The 17,860-nt window shown below is 71.2% G+C and carries 16 protein-coding genes and 1 riboswitch; of the genes, 9 read left to right on the forward strand and 7 right to left on the reverse strand.

All coding sequences use genetic code 11. The annotated features are described in order from the left end of the window. Positions 1–4 precede the first annotated feature (4 nt). Positions 5–487: a prepilin peptidase gene (locus tag HJ588_RS12385; protein WP_171156019.1), complete on the reverse strand. Its 483-nt coding sequence runs from the start codon at positions 485–487 to the stop codon at positions 5–7. Between the two features lie 114 nt (positions 488–601). Here HJ588_RS12385 and HJ588_RS12390 point away from each other — a divergent pair, with 114 nt between their 5' ends. After that, positions 602–1,822, forward strand: a complete 1,221-nt coding sequence (locus tag HJ588_RS12390; RefSeq protein ID WP_171156021.1) for a cell division protein PerM — start codon at positions 602–604, stop codon at positions 1,820–1,822. 32 nt (positions 1,823–1,854) lie between these two features. Then, positions 1,855–2,202 carry a TraR/DksA family transcriptional regulator gene (locus HJ588_RS12395; RefSeq protein WP_171156025.1) on the forward strand — a complete coding sequence of 116 codons (348 nt, stop codon included), beginning with the start codon at positions 1,855–1,857 and terminating at the stop codon, positions 2,200–2,202. A 14-nt stretch (positions 2,203–2,216) separates the two neighbouring features. On the opposite strand, the gene HJ588_RS12400 is transcribed toward HJ588_RS12395, so the two are convergent. Beyond that, positions 2,217–2,609, reverse strand: a complete 393-nt coding sequence (locus tag HJ588_RS12400; protein WP_171156027.1) for a hypothetical protein — start codon at positions 2,607–2,609, stop codon at positions 2,217–2,219. A gap of 55 nt (positions 2,610–2,664) precedes the next feature. Between HJ588_RS12400 and purN the strand changes: the two genes are divergently transcribed. Together purN and purH are read left to right on the forward strand one after the other, a co-directional pair. Then, complete coding sequence (purN, locus tag HJ588_RS12405) at positions 2,665–3,339, forward strand: phosphoribosylglycinamide formyltransferase (RefSeq protein ID WP_343036702.1); 675 nt, start codon at positions 2,665–2,667, stop codon at positions 3,337–3,339. Positions 3,340–3,341: 2 nt separating this feature from the next. Then, a riboswitch (ZMP/ZTP riboswitch) is annotated at positions 3,342–3,417 on the forward strand. Between the two features lie 30 nt (positions 3,418–3,447). Continuing rightward, positions 3,448–5,079 (forward strand): bifunctional phosphoribosylaminoimidazolecarboxamide formyltransferase/IMP cyclohydrolase, encoded by a 1,632-nt coding sequence (gene purH, locus HJ588_RS12410; protein ID WP_171156031.1) that lies wholly within the window; start codon positions 3,448–3,450, stop codon positions 5,077–5,079. Positions 5,080–5,462: 383 nt separating this feature from the next. Here the strand turns inward: purH and HJ588_RS12415 are convergent, their stop codons facing one another. Then, positions 5,463–5,891 (reverse strand): cyclic nucleotide-binding domain-containing protein, encoded by a 429-nt coding sequence (locus HJ588_RS12415; protein ID WP_171156033.1) that lies wholly within the window; start codon positions 5,889–5,891, stop codon positions 5,463–5,465. Positions 5,892–5,970: 79 nt separating this feature from the next. On the opposite strand from HJ588_RS12415, the gene HJ588_RS12420 reads away from it, so the two are divergent. The 5 genes from HJ588_RS12420 to HJ588_RS12440 are packed head-to-tail and all read left to right on the forward strand — an operon-like array spanning position 5,971 to position 13,734. Then, positions 5,971–9,015, forward strand: coding sequence for an AAA family ATPase (locus HJ588_RS12420; protein ID WP_171156035.1), 3,045 nt, complete (start codon positions 5,971–5,973; stop codon positions 9,013–9,015). A 19-nt stretch (positions 9,016–9,034) separates the two neighbouring features. Then, positions 9,035–12,166, forward strand: coding sequence for an adenylate/guanylate cyclase domain-containing protein (locus HJ588_RS12425; protein WP_171156037.1), 3,132 nt, complete (start codon positions 9,035–9,037; stop codon positions 12,164–12,166). Beyond that, positions 12,147–12,551, forward strand: coding sequence for a secondary thiamine-phosphate synthase enzyme YjbQ (locus HJ588_RS12430; protein ID WP_171156039.1), 405 nt, complete (start codon positions 12,147–12,149; stop codon positions 12,549–12,551). The genes HJ588_RS12425 and HJ588_RS12430 overlap by 20 nt, the downstream gene beginning before the upstream one ends. Before the next feature lie 50 nt (positions 12,552–12,601). Further along, entirely contained in the window at positions 12,602–13,462 is an 861-nt protein-coding gene (locus HJ588_RS12435; protein ID WP_171156041.1) for a bifunctional methylenetetrahydrofolate dehydrogenase/methenyltetrahydrofolate cyclohydrolase, read from the forward strand. Continuing rightward, positions 13,459–13,734 carry a DUF3017 domain-containing protein gene (locus tag HJ588_RS12440; protein WP_171156043.1) on the forward strand — a complete coding sequence of 92 codons (276 nt, stop codon included), beginning with the start codon at positions 13,459–13,461 and terminating at the stop codon, positions 13,732–13,734. Before HJ588_RS12435 ends, HJ588_RS12440 begins: the two co-directional genes overlap by 4 nt. Positions 13,735–13,747: 13 nt before the next feature. Here HJ588_RS12440 and HJ588_RS12445 read toward each other — a convergent pair whose 3' ends face one another. From HJ588_RS12445 to HJ588_RS12460, 4 genes are all read right to left on the reverse strand, one after another. Further along, on the reverse strand, positions 13,748–14,878 hold the full coding sequence (locus HJ588_RS12445; RefSeq protein ID WP_212755899.1) for a glycosyltransferase family 39 protein: 1,131 nt from the start codon (positions 14,876–14,878) through the stop codon (positions 13,748–13,750). A 182-nt stretch (positions 14,879–15,060) separates the two neighbouring features. Continuing rightward, a complete protein-coding gene (locus HJ588_RS12450) occupies positions 15,061–16,047 on the reverse strand; it encodes a malate dehydrogenase (RefSeq protein ID WP_171156047.1) in 987 nt (328 codons plus the stop codon). Between the two features lie 73 nt (positions 16,048–16,120). Then, positions 16,121–17,095, reverse strand: a complete 975-nt coding sequence (locus HJ588_RS12455) for a glycosyltransferase (RefSeq protein ID WP_171156048.1) — start codon at positions 17,093–17,095, stop codon at positions 16,121–16,123. Then, positions 17,092–17,838: a class I SAM-dependent methyltransferase gene (locus HJ588_RS12460; RefSeq protein WP_171156050.1), complete on the reverse strand. Its 747-nt coding sequence runs from the start codon at positions 17,836–17,838 to the stop codon at positions 17,092–17,094. The genes HJ588_RS12455 and HJ588_RS12460 overlap by 4 nt, the downstream gene beginning before the upstream one ends. Positions 17,839–17,860 lie beyond the last annotated feature (22 nt).

The following is a 17,860-nucleotide window of genomic DNA, read 5'->3' on the forward strand; positions in this document are numbered from 1 at the left end:
GGCCTCACCCGGCGACGATCGCGAGCACGGCGCCGCCGATGAGGAACGGCCCGAACGCCAGGTGGGTATGCCGGTTCGCGCGCCGGGTGAGCACGAGCGCTGCAGCCCACAGGCCCGCGCCGAGGAAGGCGAGCGCGATCGCGCCGACGACCGTGCCCCACGAGAGCCAGCCGGTGAGGATGCCGAGGCTCGCGCCGAGCTTGACGTCGCCGAAGCCGAGCCCGGCGCCGCCCGGTGAGGCGAACATGATCGCGAAACCGACTGCGAAGACTGTCAGTCCGGCCGCCGCGGCACGGCCGAGCGCGGGCCAGTCGTGCGTGCTCGCCGACGCTGCTGCTGCGACCAGCAGGCTGCCCGGGATCAACGGCAGGGTGATGCGGTCGGGCAGCCGGTGGGTGCGCGCGTCGATGACCGCGAGCGCGAGCAGCGGGATGCCCGCCGCCGCGTAGCCGACCGCGGCGACCAGGTCGAACCGGTCGGTGAGCACACCCGAGCCTAAGCACCGAGGCGTGCCCGCAACCGTCGTCCACAGGCGCCGATCTGCGGCGAGCCCGGCGAGCCTGCCGGGCGCGCGCGGTGATCACGGCGACCATGGGTCGCGATGAGCCTTCTCGATCGTGCCCGCAACCTGACCGGTCTCGCCACGCCGCAGTCACCGGCGCAGAGCCGGGACCCCCGGCAGCTCGCGATCGCCGCCGGGTATGGCGCAGTCGGCGCCCTGTCGCTGGCGCTGCTGCTGGTGATCCCGGTGCTGCTCGCCTGGGCGGCCGACCCGCACAGCAGCGTCGGCTGGACCGATGCGCTGAGCTTCAGCGGTGACGGCTGGGCCCTGGCCCACCGCGGGCACGTCGGCGTCGACGGCTCCGGCCGGTCGGTGGTGCTCGCCCCCCTGTTGCTCACCGCACTCGCGCTGGTGCTCGCGCGGACCGCGGCGAAGGCGATGCTGGGTTACCTGTCCGAGCGGTCGGGCGCCTGGTGGGAGGGGCCTGCGTCATACGTCGGTGGGTATGTCGTGACCGGTCTGGTGATCAGCGCACTCGCGATGAGCGGACCCGCGTCGCCGAACGTCTTCACCGTGCTGCCCGGCGCGCTGCTCGTCGGAGTCGGCGGCTGCGCCTGGGCGTTGCTGCGCAGCGAGGAAGCCGTGGCCGGGCAGGCTCGTGAGTTCGTCGACGAGCGGGTGTCGCTGTCGACCCGGCGCGCGCTGCGACCGGCGGCTGAGGGTGTACTCGGCTACCTCGCGATCGGCCTGGTCATCGTGCTCGCGCTGGTCGTCTTCCACCTCGGCGCCATCGGTCAGCTGAACGGTCAGCTGCGGCCGGGCTTCTTCGGCGGCATCGTGCTCTGGCTGGGCCAACTCGCCGCCCTGCCCAACCTGGTGCTCTGGGCGGCCGGCTGGACCACCGGCGCCTCCGCACAACTCGGCGCGGTCAGCGTCGGCACGGGCAGCGTGCACGGCGGCCTGCTGCCGATGATCCCGGTGCTCGGTGCGGTGCCCGACGCCGGTCCGCTGCCCTTCTTCACCACCGTCGCGCCGCTGCTGCCGGTCGCGCTCGGCTGCCTGGTCGGCTGGCGCGCTCTCGGCCGGCTGACGACCTACACCTCGCTGCGCACCAAGGCGGTCACCGCCGCGCAGGCGGCCGCCGTGACCGGCGTGCTGGTGCTGCTGCTCAGCTGGCTGTCCACCGCCGGGGTGAGCGGTGGCTCCCTGGACTACGTCGGTCCCTCGCTGATGCTGGTGCCGCTGCTGCTGGTCGAGCTCGTGCTCGGCGCCGTGGTCACCACCCTGGTGCTGCACTGGCAGCGCGCGCTGCGGCGCTGACGGTTGTCGGTGGGCGGTCCTATCCTCGTCGGATGGATGACGAGGTGGCGCGAGCCCGCCTGCGCGAACTCGGCGAGTCCGCCGACGCACGGCTGCGCGAGCTGCGGGCCAGCTTCGACGACGTGGTCGAGGCGCTGCGCGACAGCAACGCCGACGACGAGCACGACCCGGAGGGCCGCACGATCGCGGTCGACCGCTCGATGATCGACACCCTCGCCAAGGACGCCGCGGCCCAGCGGGTGGCCGTCGACGCCGCGCTGGCCCGGCTCGCCGACGGCAGCTACGGCGTGTGCGAGCGGTGCGGCGCACCGATCGGCGACGGGCGGCTCGAGGCACGCCCGACCACCACCTTCTGCATCGACTGCGCGCGGGCCTCCTAGGGCGTCACGGAGCCTCAGCTGCCCGTGATGAGCCGGCGCATGTCGTTGCTGCGGTCGCTCAGTTGCTGCTTGCACACCGCCTGCGTCGTCTTGGTGTTGGCCTTCGACATGCAGGTCTCGTAGCGCTGGGTCGTGCCCCAGAAGACGTAGGGGACCGCGACCATCACGATCAGCGCGACCGTCAGCGCGAGCCCGACCGACGTCCAGGCCTTGATCGGCCCCGGGGTGCGGGCGGCCGCGAGCGCGCGCAGCGTCAGCACCGACTCGACCGCCGACGCGACGAGCGGCACCAGCGCGACGATGTTGTAGGGCACCGGCATCAGCGTGGTGAGGAAACCGAGCAGCAGATAACCCAGGCCGCGCCGTGCGTGGACCACCGACCGCGGCGTGATCGGCTGGTCGCTCATGCGTGGTCCCCCGGGATGGCTGGTGCGGTCGGCGCGGGCGATAGGTTGGCCCGTCGTGAGCAACGATTCTGCGGCGCCCGAGGTGCCCCGCCCGGCCGGTCCGGTGCCGATCGTGGTGCTGGTCTCCGGCTCCGGCACCCTGCTCCAGGCACTGCTCGACGCGTCCGCCGACCCCGCCTACGGCGTGCGGGTCGTGGCCGTCGGGGCGGACCGGGACGGCATCGAGGGACTGGCGCGCGCGCAGCGGGCCGGGGTGCCGACCTTCGTGCACCGGTTGCGGGACTACCCGGACCGGGCCGCGTGGGACCGGGCGTTGACCGAGGACGCTGCGTCATACGGCCCGGCGCTGGTGGTGTCGGCCGGCTTCCTCAAGCTGGTGGGGGAGGAGTTCCTCGAGCGCTTCGGCGGCCGCTACCTCAACAGCCACAACGCGCTGCTGCCCAGCTTTCCCGGCATCCACGGACCGCGCGACGCGCTGGACTATGGCGTAAAGGTCGCCGGCGCAACGCTTTTCGTCGTCGATGCGGGTGTCGACACCGGCGCGATCGTCGCCCAGTGCGTGGTGCCGGTCGAGGACGACGACACCGTCGACACCCTCACCGAACGCATCAAGCAGGCCGAACGCCCCCAGCTGGTCGAGTGGGTCGGGCGCCTCGCGCGGGAGGGGTTCCGGGTCGACGGGCGGCGGGTGCTGCTCGGCGATTCGGCCGGAGGCGCCGACCCCCGTTAAGCTGGCGGCACACGACTGGCGAGGGTGGGCAACCACCGGGGAGTGGAGTCGCGTGCATCGTCCGCCTGGGTGCGCGCCGGATGTCCGCCGAACTCTGCGAGGAGAGTCATGTCCGAGTCGCCCGCCCCCGACAACTCCGGCCGCCGCCCGATCAAGCGCGCGCTGATCTCCGTCTACGACAAGACCGGTCTGGAGGAACTCGCCCGCGGGCTGCACGACGCCGGTGTCGAGCTGGTGTCGACCGGCGGCTCGGCCACGCTCATCGACGGACTCGGCATCCCGGTGACGAAGGTCGAGGACCTCACCGGCTTCCCCGAGTGCCTCGACGGCCGGGTGAAGACCCTGCACCCGCGCGTGCACGCCGGGATCCTCGCCGACACCCGTGTGCCCGAACACCTCTCGCAACTGGACGAACTCGGCGTTGCGCCCTTTGAGCTCGTCGTGTGCAACCTCTACCCGTTCCGCGAGACCGTCGCGTCCGGTGCCACGCCCGACGAGTGCATCGAGCAGATCGACATCGGCGGTCCGTCGATGGTGCGCGCCGCGGCCAAGAACCACCCGAGCGTCGCGATCGTGACGGAGCCTGCGTCATACAACTCCGTGCTGGAGGCCGTGACCGGCGGCGGTTTCACCCTTGATCAGCGAAAAGCGTTGGCAGCACGCGCTTTTGCACACACCGCCGACTACGACAACGCCGTCGCCAACTGGATGGGCAACGCGTATGTCGACACCAGCGACGGCACCGGCTTCCCGGCATGGTCGGGCGCGACGTTCGAGAAGGCGCAGGACCTGCGCTATGGCGAGAACCCGCACCAGGCGGCCGCGCTCTACCGCCACTGGCGGCCCGGCGTCGCCTCCGCCGAGCAGCTCTTCGGCAAGGCGATGTCCTACAACAACTACGTCGACGCGGACGCTGCGGTGCGCGCGGCATACGACCACGGCGACCTGCCCACCGTGGCGATCATCAAGCACGCCAACCCGTGCGGCATCGCGGTCGGGGACAAGGACGAAAGCATCGCGTCGGTGCACGCGAAGGCGCACGCGTGCGACCCGGTGTCGGCGTTCGGCGGCATCATCGCGACCAACCGGCCGGTCACCCAGGAGATGGCCGAGACGGTCAAGGACATCTTCACCGAGGTCGTGATCGCGCCCGACTTCGAGCCCGGCGTGGTCGAAATCCTGAGCAGCCGCAAGGCGATTCGGCTGTTGAAGCTGCCGGCCGAGCAGGCACAGCAGCGCGACCCCGTCGAGATCCGGCCGATCAGCGGAGGCATGCTCATGCAGCAGGTCGACAAGGTCGACGCAGTGGTGCGCGACGAGTCGGGCGAGATCACCGGTGGCGACGACGCCGCCAACTGGCGGCTGGTCTCCGGCCCGGCAGCCGACGAGCAGACGCTCGCCGACCTGCAGTTTGCCTGGCGGGCGGTCCGCGCGGTGAAGTCCAACGCCATCCTGCTCGCAGCCGACGGAGCATCGGTCGGTGTCGGCATGGGCCAGGTCAACCGGGTCGACTCCTGCGAGCTCGCGGTCGACCGCGCCGGCGCCGAGCGCGCCCGCGGATCGGTCGCCGCCTCCGACGCGTTCTTCCCCTTCCCCGACGGGCTGCAGGTGCTCATCGACGCCGGCGTCAAGGCGGTCGTCGCCCCCGGTGGGTCCCTGCGCGACCAGGCAGTCATCGACGCCGCCACCGAGGCCGGCCTCACGATGTACTTCACCGGGACGCGGCACTTCGCGCACTGAAGAGGAGACGCGAGCGAGCTCGCCTCTCCTCTTCAGTGCCCCGTGTTCTTGGCGCCGGCTCCTCCTCCGCCCGAGCTCGCTGGCGCTCGCCCGGGCGGCATCGTCGCCGGCGCGGGTCTCGGGGCGAGCGACTCGTCATACAGAACGGGGACTTGTCACACAGAGGGGGACTCGTCACACGAAGTGGGGACTCGTCACACAAACAGGGACTTGTCACACAAAGTGGGGACTTGTCACGTGCTGTAGCACGTGACAAGTCCCCACTTTGTGGACGAGTCGCCCCGAGCGTGACAAGTCCCCTTTTCGTGGACGAGTCGGCCCGAGCGTGACCAGTCGCCATTTCGCGGACGAGTCGTCAGCCGGCGGACACGTGGCGCGTTCGGTCAGGAGTTGTTCGCGGCGGCCTCGACCTTGCGCAGGCGGGCCACGAGGGTCTTGAGCAGCGCAGCGGCGATGTCGCCGTCGCCGCGGACCAGCGGCATGAACGCCGCCGACGACAGCGCGAAGGTGGTCACCCCGCCAGGTCCGGCGACCACGGTGGCCGACCGCGGCGCACCGTCGATCATCGACAGCTCGCCGACGTAGTCGCCGACGCCGATCTCACCGCGCGACTGACCACCGACGTCGACCGTGGCGCTGCCGTCGAGCACGACCCGCAGACCGGCCTCCTGCGCGCCCTCGCTGATCACCTTGCCGCCGGCGGCGGTCTTGAACGTCGCGCCCGTGTCGGCGATCTGTGAGATCGCGGCCGGGCTGAGGCCCGCGAAAAGGTCGATACCTGCAAGAACCTGCTTCAGCTGGGCGCTGGCCATGAATCCCTCCGGATGAGAACTGTGCAACAGGCAAAAGCTAGCAGCGGTCGCTGTAACCCGCCGGGTAGATTCGCTCGTCGTGACCACCTGTGCGCGCTGCGGAGCCGAGGTGCCGGACGCCGCGCGCTTCTGCTCGGCCTGCGGCGCCGCCGTCGCCGGGGGCGATCAACAGGCGCCGGTGCGCAAGCACGTGGTCATCCTCTTCTGCGACCTCGTCGGGTCGACGGCGCTGGGCGAAGGTGCCGACCCCGAGGTGCTGCGCGGTCGCCTGGCCCGCTACTTCGACGCCGTGTCGGCGGTGATCTGGCACCACGGCGGCACCGTCGAGAAGTTCATCGGCGATGCCGTGATGGCTGTTTTCGGCGTGCCGAGCAGCCGCGAAGACGACGGCGCCCGCGCGGTCCGCGCGGCGATCGGCATACATCAGGCGGTCGCCGCACTGCCCGATGCACTCCACGTGCGCATCGGGGTCAACAGCGGCGAGGTGTTCGTCACCCATCAGCCGGACGGGCAGTTCTCGGTCACCGGTGACGCGGTCAACACCGCGCAACGTCTGGAGTCTGCGGCCGGCATCGACGAGACGTATGTCGGGGACACCGTCGCCGAGCTCCTCGGGGACGCAGTGGTGCTCGACGAGGTGGGCGAGATCCTGCACAAGGGCAAATCGGCGCCGCAACTGGTCTATCGCGTCGCGGCCGGCCAGACTCCCCGCGACCGCGTGCGCGAACCCGCGTTCGTCGGGAGGGCCGCCGAACTGGCCGATCTCGCCTCCATCGCCGACCGGTCGGCACAGCGTCGCCAGGGCTGGTTGTTGACGTATGTCGGGGACGCCGGCATCGGCAAATCGCGGATGATCCGAGAATTTGCAAGAAACAGAGACGAATTGCGAGTCGTCGTCGGCCGCTGCGACCCGATGAGCACCGGGGCGTTCGCGCCGCTCGCCAGCTGGCTCGCCGATCTCGCCCCGGACTGGCAGGCGTATGTCGGGCGGTTGCTCGGCGACGCCGCGCCGCCGGTGCTGCAGCGGCTGCGGTCCGCCGCCGGCGTGTCGGAGGCGCAGACCTCGTCCGACGACGTCGCGTGGGCGGTGCGACAGGTGCTGGAGGCGCTGTGCGCCGAGTCTCCGGTCGTCTCGGTGTGGGATGACCTGCACTGGGCGACCGAGGCGCAACTCGACCTGCTCGAACTCCTCGCGGCCGCGAGCCGGTCGCTGCCGGTGCTCACCGTGTGCCTCTCACGCCCGGACCTTTTCGAACATCGCCCGCGATGGGGAGGCGGTCGCAAGTCGCGCGTCGAGGACGTCGAACCCCTCGACTTCGAGGACATGCTCGAGATCGCTGCCGATCGGATCGCCGTGCAGGCGACCGACCTCCCGGCCACCGCCGAGGACCTCGTCGACCGGGCGGACGGCAATCCCCAGGTGGTGCAGCTGCTCGCGCAGAACGCTGCGACCGGTGGCGGACTGCCGGCATCGGTCGCGCAGCTCTACGAGGCCGCGCTCGACCGGCTTTCCGCCGACGAGCGGACCTTGGTCGAGGTCGGCTCGGTGGCCGGCCGCGAGTTCGCGCTGGTGGACGTTGATCACACGGCGGCTCTGCGCGACCTGCACGAGGTCGCCGAAACCCTGCGCGCGCGTGGGCTTCTCGAGCTCACATCGTCCGGCGACTACCGCTTCTCCCAGTCCGTGCTCATGCAGACCGCCTACCGGTCGATGCCCAAGCGGAGGCGCGCCGAGCGGCACGCAGCGCTCGCCGCGGACCTCGAAACCCGACGCCGCGACAGTCACGCGGTGTCACTGGCGGCCTCCCACTACGACCGCGCTCACGCGCTACTTGCCGAGATCGGCGACACCGGTGCCGAGCGCGAGGCCGCTCGGCAGCGTGCGCTGGCCACCGGCATACGGGCACTGGACGATCGCTATGCCCGGGGCGAGAGCCACCTTGCCGACGGCTATCAGCACCTCGCCACGCTGCTGCACCGTGATGACGACCTCGTCTTCCGCGTCGGCTGGCGGCTGATGCTGACCGCCCAGCGCGATCAGCGGGACGCGATGCCCGATGCCACGCTGACCCCACTGGATGCCGTGCTCGACGGCGATCCCCAGTGGGTGACGGTGCGCGAGGCGATCACCACCTTCTGGACCCTCGGTCTCGGGCGGGCCCGGCCGTCCGTCGCGCGCGAACGCGCACATGCACTCGTCGCGGCCGCCGAGGCCGACCCCGCAATGTCCGCCGACGGCCGGCTCGCCGTCCTGCTCTTCGCCGCCCAGGCCTACGCGGACGCACAGGCCTTCGGTGAGTGCATCGAGGTGCTGCGCCCGATGCGTGCGCTCGCGCCCGCCGACGATGTCGTCACCGCGCGCGTGATCGACAACTTCGAGATCCAGGTGCTCTGGATCGGTGACGCGTCCGTCGGGCAGGCCGTCGAGGTCGCCGAGCGGATGCGCGCCGACCTCGCCGGTGTCGCCTTCCAGCTCGTGACCGTCAACGCGATCCTCGCCGCCGGCTACGCGGTGATGGGGGACACCGTCCGGTCGGACGCGGCCTGGCGCGCCGCGCAGGACAGCCTGTCGCCCGACGCGGTGCTGCCCGCGCAGTTCCCGCGGCACTATCGCCAGGTGGCGCTGGCCGCACGCGGCGCACACGACGAGGCGGCCCAGGAGTATGACGCGATGAGCGCCGCGGCCGAGCCGATCTCGGCGCTGTGGGCCTGCGGCTGGGCCGCCGATGCGAGCGGGTCGTGGATTCGGGCCGGCCGCCTCGACCGGGCGCGCGCGGCGGCCGGTCGCGCCTCGCGACTCGTCCAGGATGCCTTCGCCGAGCGGGTGCAGCCGCGGCTGGCCGTGGTCTCCGCCGTCGAAGCTGCACTGCGTCGCGAGGCCGCGGCTGCCCGGCACGCGCTCAGCGTCAGCCGAGGAGCGGTCGACCGCGACCTGCTCTGGAATCGGGCGGAGTCGGCGGTCGACCGGGCCATCGTCGAGACCGTGCTGGGGCACACCGATGCCGCCGCGACTGCCGCGGAGGAGGCTCGGGCGGCATACCTCGCCAAGGGCGCGACCGCCATGTCCGAGCAGGTCGACACCTGGCTCGCCAACGCGGCGAAGCTGCGACAGAGCACGCGGTGACTCCTGAGAGAATGCAGCCGTGATCACCTGTGCGCGCTGCGGATTCCAGTCGCCGGTGGGGACCAGGTTCTGCCCCAACTGCGGCGCCGCACTCGCCCAGGGCGGCCTGCAGGCGCCGGTGCGCAAGCACGTGGTCATCCTCTTCGTCGACATCGTCGGCTCCACCAGCCTCGGCGAGTCCATCGACCCGGAAGCGTTGCGTGCCAGCCTCGCTCGCTATTTCGACGCGGTCTCCAAGGTCGTCTGGAAGTACGGCGGCACCGTCGAGAAGTTCATCGGCGACGCCGTCATGGCCGTCTTCGGCGTCCCGGCGACCCGCGAGGACGACGCGACCCGAGCCGTTCAGGCCGCCACCGAGATCCACTCCGCGGTCAAGGAGGTGTCCGGCCGCATGCAGGCGCAGCTCGGGCAGAGCCTGCGGGTGCGCATCGGGATCAACTCCGGCGAGGTCTTCGTCACCCACCAGCCGGACGGGCAGTTCTCGGTCACCGGTGACGCGGTGAACGTCGCGGCGCGGCTCGAGGCGGCCGCCGGCCCCGGTGAGACGTATGTCGGTGACACGGTCGCCGACCTGGCCGGACCCACGGTCACGCTCGACTACGTCGGGCCGATCACGCACAAGGGCAAGACCGAGCCGCAGGACGTCTACAAGGTCTCCGAGAGCGGCACCCGGCACGGGGTGTTGCGCCGAACTCCCTTTGCCGGCAGGGAGATCGAGTTGCGCGACCTCGGCGCGATCGCCGACCGGTCGTTGCGCTACAGCCAGGGCTGGTTCCTGACGTATGTCGGGGAGCCCGGCATCGGCAAGAACCGCCTGGTGTCGCACTTCCTCGACGAGCGCGACGGGATGCGGGTGCTGCGTGGCACTGCCCAGCCGCTCGCGACCGACGGCAGCTACGGACCGCTCGCCAAACTGCTGTCCGCGATCGGCGACGACTGGCCGGACATCGTCACCGGCATGTTCGACGACCCGACCGCGACCGCGATCGTGCGGCGGCTGAAGTCGGCGACGGCCCGCTCCGAGGAGACCACCTCCACCGACGACATCGTCTGGGCGGTCCGCAAGGTGCTGTCCCGACTGGCACTCGCCGGCCCGATCGCGGTGGTGTGGAAGGACATCGAGTGGGCGAGCGACCCGATGCTCGACCTCATCGAGCAACTCGTCGAGCCGCTGCGCACCTATCCGGTTCTCACCATCTGCACCGCGCGTCCCGAGCTCTTCGAGCGGCGCCCGATGTGGGGCGGCGGCCAGCAGTCCCGGGTCGAGCCCGTCGACGCACTCGATGCCGCGGCGCTGCGTGAGATGGCGAGCGAGCGAATGCCCGAACTCGAAGCAGCCGCAAAGGAATCCGGCCAGTCGGTCGACGTCTCGCTCAACGCGCTCATCCGGCGCAGCGACGGCAACCCGCAGGTCTTCCAGGTGCTGCTGGAGTGCATGTGCGACGGGGAGGAGTTGCCCGTCTCGGTGCACACCCTCTTCGAGGCGACCCTGGACCGGCTCACTCCGATGGAGCGCGCATTCTGCGAAGTCGGCAGCGTCCTCGGGCGCGAGTTCTACGCCGAGGCGGTCGGGCCCGTGCGCACCGCCAGCCCCGACCCGGCCGACGACGGCAACGACGTGGCCGGGCGTCTGCGGCAGCTGAACATCCTGGAGTTCGGCGACCAGGACACCAGCGGATTCACCCGCTACCAGTTCGTGCAGTCGATGCTCATGGAGACCGCCTACCGCACACAGGCCCGCCAGGTGCGGTCCGAGCGACACGTGCGCGCGGCCGACTGGCTGGCCGCCAATGCGGAGCGACTCGACGGCTCGCAGCGGCAGGCGATCGCCGAGCACCTGCGTCAGGCGTATGACGAAATCGCAGCCGTGTCAGCCGATCTCGACCTGGTGAACGGCATCCGGGACCGCGCGGCACAGGCGGGCTTCCAGGCAGCAGAGGAGCTTGACCTGCGGGGTGAGCCAGGTGCTCGCGAGTCCTATCTCGACCTGCTGCCGCTCTATGCCAACGGCGACCCCCGCCTGCACGACGTGGCCCACCGGGCGTTCATGCGCACCGACCACATCGAGATGTCCGAGATCGAGGAGATCGTCCAGCTGCTCGACCGCAAGCTGGTGGAGTCGCCGGCCTGGCTGGTGCACCGTGAGGCGATGCTGCTCGCCGGACGACTGCAGACCGGGGTGACCCTCCCGCTCGATGGCATCGACGTGGCCACCGAACTCGTCGGTGCGTCAAGCTCTTTCGCCGACCTGGAGGGCCTTCGCTTCGATGCCGGGTGGGCGCGCGTCCTGGCCTACGGTCTCGCCGGCCGGATGAGCGAGGGACTGACCGAGGTCGGCCGGCTGAGCGACCTCGCCGAGGAGGCCGGCGACCGCCCGGTGCGCCGCCGCCTCACCTTCGCGCGGGTCGAATACGGCATGTGGAGCGACGAGCCGGTGACCACCGTGCTCGAGGACGTCGACCAGGCCCTCGCCGCCGCCGGCGCCCAGCGCGATCGCATCCTCAGCCTGCTGCCGATGCGGGTGTGGTTGCGGGCCATGCGCGGCGACCGCACCGGCGCGACGGCCGACTGGGACCGGGTGCTCGAACTGTCCAGCGGCGCGGACTATCTCGCCCGTGAGACCGACCGGTGGGCGATGGCGCTCTACAGCTTCGGCGACGCCGCCGGTGCCGCCGACGCGCTGCAGGAGAGCCTGCCGCTGCTCACCCCGATCGCGCAGCTCGACAACAGCCTCTGGATCGTGCGGCTGCGCATGCGCGCGGGGGATTTCGCGGGCGCGCTCGAGGTCTTCGACGGCGACCTCGAGGCACCGACCTTGGAGGACGACGGCTACAGCCCCGGCCTGCGGGACAGCGTCACCGGGCTGCTGCTCGCCGCCACCGGCCGGGAGGACCTGGCGCGCGCACGCCTGCAGCAGGCCCGCGACGGCACCCGGGGCATGTCGATGCCGATCACTCTCGCGGAGCGCGACATCGACGAGGCCATGGCGCTGCGCCTGCTGGGCGACGAACCGGCGGCGCGACTGGCGCAGGAGCGGGCGGCCTCGGCATACGACCGCAAGGGGGCCACGGCCATGGCGCGTAACGTCGACACGTGGCTCTCGGTCACCGACACCCTGAAGGGAGACACCGATGCTCACCCACACGCGTGAATTCCGCACTGGGGGAAGCGAAGTCGTGCTCGACATCACCAGTGAGTGCGCCGACTTCGTGACCCGGGCGCCGGACGGGCTGCTGCAGCTCTTCGTGCCGCATGCCACCGCCGGCATCGCGATCCTCGAGACCGGCGCCGGCAGCGACGAGGACCTGCTCGCCGCGTTGCGCGACCTGCTGCCCGCCGACGACCGGTGGCGGCATGCGCACGGCAGCCGGGGGCACGGCAGGTCCCACGTCATGCCGGCACTGATCCCGCCCTACGCGACGGTGCCGGTCGTCGACGGCCGGCTCGCGCTCGGCACCTGGCAGAGCATCTGCCTGGTCGACCTCAATGTCGACAACGCGGTGCGCACTGTGCGCTTCTCGTTGATCCCTGGCTGAACGCCGAACGGTGAACGCGGGACGGCGCGCGGCGTGAAAAGATACGAGCCGTGACCGCGACGATGCTGGACGGCAAGGCAACCCTGGCGACGATCAAGGACGAGCTGCGTGCGCGCATTGCCGCGCTGCGTGAGCGCGGGGTGGTGCCCGGGCTCGGCACCGTGCTCGTCGGCGACGACCCGGGCTCGACCTGGTATGTCAACGCCAAGCACCGCGACTGCGCGAGCGTCGGCATCACGTCGATCCGTCGTGACCTGCCCGCCACCGCGAGCCAGGCGGAGGTCGAGTCGGTCATCGACGAGCTCAACGCCGACCCGGCCTGCACCGGCTTTCTCGTGCAACAGCCCACCGGACTCGACGAATTCGCTTTGCTGTCAAGGGTTTCGCCGGACAAGGACGTCGACGGCCTGCACCCGACCAACCTCGGCAAGCTGGTCCTGGGGGAGCCCGGACCGCTGCCCTGCACCCCGATCGGCGCGATCGAGCTGCTGCGTCGGTATGACGTGCCGCTCGCGGGCGCAGAGGTCGTCGTGGTGGGTCGCGGCATCACCGTCGGCCGGCCGCTCGGGTTGCTGCTCACCCGCCGCAGCGAGAACTCCACGGTCACGCTCTGTCACACCGGCACCCGCGACCTCGCTGCCCACACCCGCACCGCCGACGTCATCGTCGCGGCCGCCGGAGTGCCGCACCTCATCACCCGCGACATGGTCAAGCCGGGAGCGGCGGTGCTCGACGTGGGCGTGTCCCGGGTCGACGGCAAGATCGCCGGCGACGTGGCGCCCGACGTCGCAGAGGTCGCCGGGCACCTGAGCCCCAACCCGGGCGGCGTCGGCCCGATGACCCGGGCGATGCTGCTGACCAACGTCGTGCAGGCGGCGGAGCGGCTCGCCGAGGCCGACGCACCGGCGTGACCGCGTTCCGGCTCGGCCCGCTCTGGTGGCTGCTCGCAGCGGGCTGCCTGCTCGCGCTGGCCGTCCTCGTCACGACCTCCGTGCGCGCCGGCGGCTATCTGCTGGCGGGCTGCCTCGCCGTGGCCGGGCTGTTGCGGATCTACTTGCCGGAGAAGGCAGCCGGCGCGCTCGTCATACGCTCACGAATGGTCGACGGCGTGTTCTTCTTCACGCTGGCCGCGGCGGTCGCCTTCATCTTCAGCATCGTCAAGCTCGGCGGCATCCCGGGCTGAGCACGTCTCGGCGTCAGCCCAGGTCGATCTGCACCGCGGGCGCGGACACGTCGTGCACCGACCAGAGCGCCCAGCCGGCGAGCAGCAGCACGAAACCGACCAGCGCGACGGCGACGACGCGCCGCCCGCCCGTCCTCCCGTCCCCCGCGAGAGCAGCGATCAGCCACGCCCACGCCGGCCACGCGAGGTAGCCGTAGCGAGCCGCGACAGCGGTGAACCAGGTCAGGGTGACGAACCAACCGGCGATGCTCACGGCCGCCGTCATCACGATCGCGAGCTGCGGCTGGGTCAGGGGCCCGGCGGTCAGTCTGCGGATGACGCGCGCTCCGCCGACCACCAGCACCACCGCGGTGACCGCGACCACGGCGGCGTCGATCACCGCGGGGGAGGCGATGACATTGCGCCAGTATTCGGTCGGCGACCACAGGAAGGTGACGACGCCTCGGGCGAGTTCGAGCACGGCATGCGGCGAGGCCGGCAGCCCGCGCGCCGGGAAGGGGGCGCTGCCGAGGTCGCGGGGCGGCAGCGGGCCGCCGAAGGCGACGATGTTGTAGACGTACCACCAGCCGCAGATCACCACCAGCGGCACGAGGTATGACGCAGCGCGCGCCAGGCGGCGCTCCGCCGGACCGGCGAGCAGCACGATGACGACCGCGATCACGACCGCGAGCGCGTTTTGTTTGGCAAGGGCGGCTGCACCCGCCACCACACCCGCGGTCAGTGCCGCGCCCGTCGAGCGGGTCTGCAGCGCTCGGCAGCCGAGGTCGAGCGCCGCGAAACCGAGCGCCAGGAAGAGCGAGTCGTTCTGGATGCTCCACGCCATCGCGAGCAGCACCGGGTTGAGCACGAACGTCGCCACCGCGACGCGCCGGGCGAGCGGCGGGAGCGCGAGGCGGCCGAGCAGGCGCCACAGGAAGACCGCGGCGACGAGGAACTCCATGCCGCCGAGGAGCCGCACCGTGTAGAACTCGGCGGGCACCCCGGCGACGGCGCGGCCGGCACCGCCGGCCAGCGCGGCGAGCAGGTAGGCGAGCGGTGGCTGCTGTTGCTCGTAGGAGAGGCCGGTGTCGCCGGAGTGCGGGAGCCGGTGCTGCTCCAGGAGGAAGTTCACCGCGGTCCAGTGCGACGGTTCGTCGTACGGCACGCCGGGCGGGACCCACGCTGCATAGGCAGCGCCCGCGAGCGCGCCCGCCAGCAGGATGACGAGAAGCCATCGATCCCGCAGAAAGGAGCGCTGGGCCCCGGTCAGTGGCCGCATCGCGTTACTGACCGGGGCCCGGTGTGACTGACTCAGTTGACTGAACGGACTGATCTGACTGATCGGACTCAGATCAGGCCGAGTTGCTTGACGGTGTCGCGCTCGCCCTCGAGCTCCTTGACCGAGGCGTCGATCTTGCCGCGGGAGAAGTCGTCGATCTCCAGGCCCTGCACGATGCTCCACTTGCCGTCGGCGACGGTCACCGGGAACGAGGAGATGATGCCCTCGGCGACGCCGTACGAGCCGTCGGACGGCACCGACATCGACACCCAGGCACCGTCGGTGCCGTTCTGCCAGTCGCGGGCGTGGTCGATGGTGGCCGACGCCGCGGACGCGGCCGAGGAGGCGCCGCGCGCGTCGATGATCGCCGCGCCGCGCTTGGCGACGGTCGGGATGTAGGTGTTCTCGATCCAGTCCTGGTCGCCGACGGCCTCGGCGGCGGACTTGCCGCCCACCTGGGCGTGGAACAGGTCGGGGTACTGGGTCGCGGAGTGGTTGCCCCAGATCGACATCTGGGTGATGTCGGTGGTCTTCACCCCGAGCTTGGCGGCCAGCTGCGCGAGCGCGCGGTTGTGGTCCAGGCGAGTCAGCGCGGTGAAGCGCTCGTTCGGGATGTCGGGGGCGTTGCTCATCGCGATGAGCGCGTTGGTGTTGGCCGGGTTGCCGGTCACGGTGACCTTGATGTCGTCGGCCGCGACCTCGTTGAGTGCCTTGCCCTGCGGGCCGAAGATGCCGCCGTTGTCCTTCAGCAGGTCGCCGCGCTCCATGCCCGGGCCGCGCGGCTTCGCGCCGACCAGCAGGGCGTGGCTGACACCGTCGAAGACCTTCTTCGCGTCGTCGCCGATCTCCACGCCGGCGAGCAGCGGGAAGGCGCTGTCGTCCAGCTCCATGACGACACCCTCGAGTGCCTTGAGCGCCGGAGTGACCTCCAGCAGCCGGAGTTCGACCGGGGTGTCCGGGCCGAAGAGGTCGCCTGCCGCGATGCGGAAGAGCAGGCTGTAACCGATGTTGCCGGCGGCGCCGGTGACGGCGACCTTGACTGGCGTGGTGCTCACGAGATTCCCCTTAGGGCGCGAAATTGAATGCTGGGTTTGCAATTACCGGAAACGACGCTAGCAGCGGCTCTCGTCAGGCACGGTGCCGGTCCCTGGGTGCGAGACGGCGTATGGCGAGGCGCGTCGAACGCGCCAGCCGGCGCAGGCGACGGTCCGGGGAGGTGGTCAGCACGGTGAGGGCCAGCCGCTCCAGGGGGCCGACGCCGCTGCCCGGCAGTTCGTCGACCAACTGGTCGATGAACTCGCTGCGCGCGTAGTGCGCCCGCCGCCGGGGCGATCCCAGCCGGTCCTCCACGAGGTGGGCGAGGAACGCGGTGGTGACGCTGCTGTTGTTCATCCGGGCGGCCGGGTGCACCCGGTAGTAGAAGGCGGGGTGGTCGATGCGCACCGCGCCACCGCCGAGCCGCGCGACGTTGTAGTGGAAGACATGGTCGTCCATCGCGTCGTAGGCGAGCGGAAAACCGCCTGCCGCGGTCGCGAGGTCGGTGCGCACCAGGAACGACGTCGACCAGCTGCCCGGCGCGCGCAACCAGCGATCCGCCCCCAGCGTCTCGACCTCGCCGGTGCCACCCCGCACGGGATCCTCCTCCCGCCGCAGCTGCGCCAGCTCGTCGCCGTCGTCGACCCAGGCGAGCTCGAGCTGCGACCGGCTGTCGCCGATGCGGAGCAGCTCGGAGCGGTCCGCGGACCGGGCGAACAGCCGCTCGGAGGTGCCGACGACGTCGCGGCCGGTGCGGTCGGCGAGGTCGAGCAGCATCGCGGAGCGGTCGGGGTGCCAGAGGTCGTCCTGGTCGAGGAAGGCGACCCAGGGGGAGCGCACCTGCGCCAGCCCCCGGTTGCGGGCGACCGCCACCCCGGCGTTCGGCTGCTCGAGCAGCAGGTCGACGACCGGGTGCCGGCCGGCGATCTCACGGGACTGGTCGGCCGATCCGTCGTCGACGACCACAACCCGGGGGCGCGGCGACTGGGCGGCCAGCGAGTCGAGGGTGGCCCGCAGGAAGGGCGCACCGTCGTGCACCGGCACCACGACGGTGATCGGTGCACTCACAGGTAGTCACGCAGCCTGGACTTGTTGGACCCCTCGCAGTTGCGACCCTTCTCGATGACCACCAGGTTGTGGTAGGCGTGCACCGCGACGACCGTCCGGTCGAGGTCGCTCGGCCGGTAGTCCTCGTCCAGGAACTCCTCGTGGTTGAGGCCGTCGAGCAGGTCCTTCACCAGCGCCATCGTCGTGGTGGTGTCGTGCCGGTCGAGGCTGCCGTTGAAGGTCGGCCAGTATGACGTCTGGGTGTCCTCGATGACGTAGACCCCGTCGTCGGCGAGGAGCGGGAAGAGGGTCGCGAACGTCGCCCGCACGTGGTCGCTGTGGTGGCTGCCGTCGTCGATCACCACATCCGGCCGGCCGGTCTCGCGCACGATGCGTTCCAGCAGCGCGGCGTCGGACTGGTCACCCTGGTAGACCGAGATCCGGCGTCCCGCGTGCACCCTTTTGTCCTCGATGTCGAGCCCGACGATCTGTGCCCGCGGGAAGTATCTGCGCCACGTGCGCAGCGACGCGCCCTCGAAGACACCGATCTCCAGCAGGGTGAACCGTCGCCGCCGGAAACGCGCGAGGTGGCGGGCGTAGTGCGGCGTGTAGTGGTGGTCCCCGACCTTGTCCGTGCCGTAAACCGTTGCCACGTGGGTCAATCCGGAGAGTCCGAATGCCGTCCGCGCGGTGCGCACGGCCTCGGCGGCCTGCCGGAGGCGGGTCTCGCCGACCACTCGTCCCGCCAGCCCTCGCACCGTCATGACGCGCACAATAGCGACCAGC

It is taken from the genome of Flexivirga aerilata (assembly GCF_013002715.1).
Lineage (GTDB): Bacteria > Actinomycetota > Actinomycetes > Actinomycetales > Dermatophilaceae > Flexivirga > Flexivirga aerilata.

What these genes read in the sequence shown, in the direction of transcription:
- HJ588_RS12400 (WP_171156027.1), bottom strand. Translation starts at nt 2,609, where the DNA reads ATGAGCGACCAGCCGATCACGCCGCGGTCGGTGGTCCACGCACGGCGC.
- HJ588_RS12430 (WP_171156039.1), top strand. Translation starts at nt 12,147, where the DNA reads ATGCTCACCCACACGCGTGAATTCCGCACTGGGGGAAGCGAAGTCGTG.
- HJ588_RS12395 (WP_171156025.1), top strand. Translation starts at nt 1,855, where the DNA reads ATGGATGACGAGGTGGCGCGAGCCCGCCTGCGCGAACTCGGCGAGTCC.
- HJ588_RS12390 (WP_171156021.1), top strand. Translation starts at nt 602, where the DNA reads ATGAGCCTTCTCGATCGTGCCCGCAACCTGACCGGTCTCGCCACGCCG.
- purH (WP_171156031.1), top strand. Translation starts at nt 3,448, where the DNA reads ATGTCCGAGTCGCCCGCCCCCGACAACTCCGGCCGCCGCCCGATCAAG.
- HJ588_RS12415 (WP_171156033.1), bottom strand. Translation starts at nt 5,891, where the DNA reads ATGGCCAGCGCCCAGCTGAAGCAGGTTCTTGCAGGTATCGACCTTTTC.
- HJ588_RS12460 (WP_171156050.1), bottom strand. Translation starts at nt 17,838, where the DNA reads ATGACGGTGCGAGGGCTGGCGGGACGAGTGGTCGGCGAGACCCGCCTC.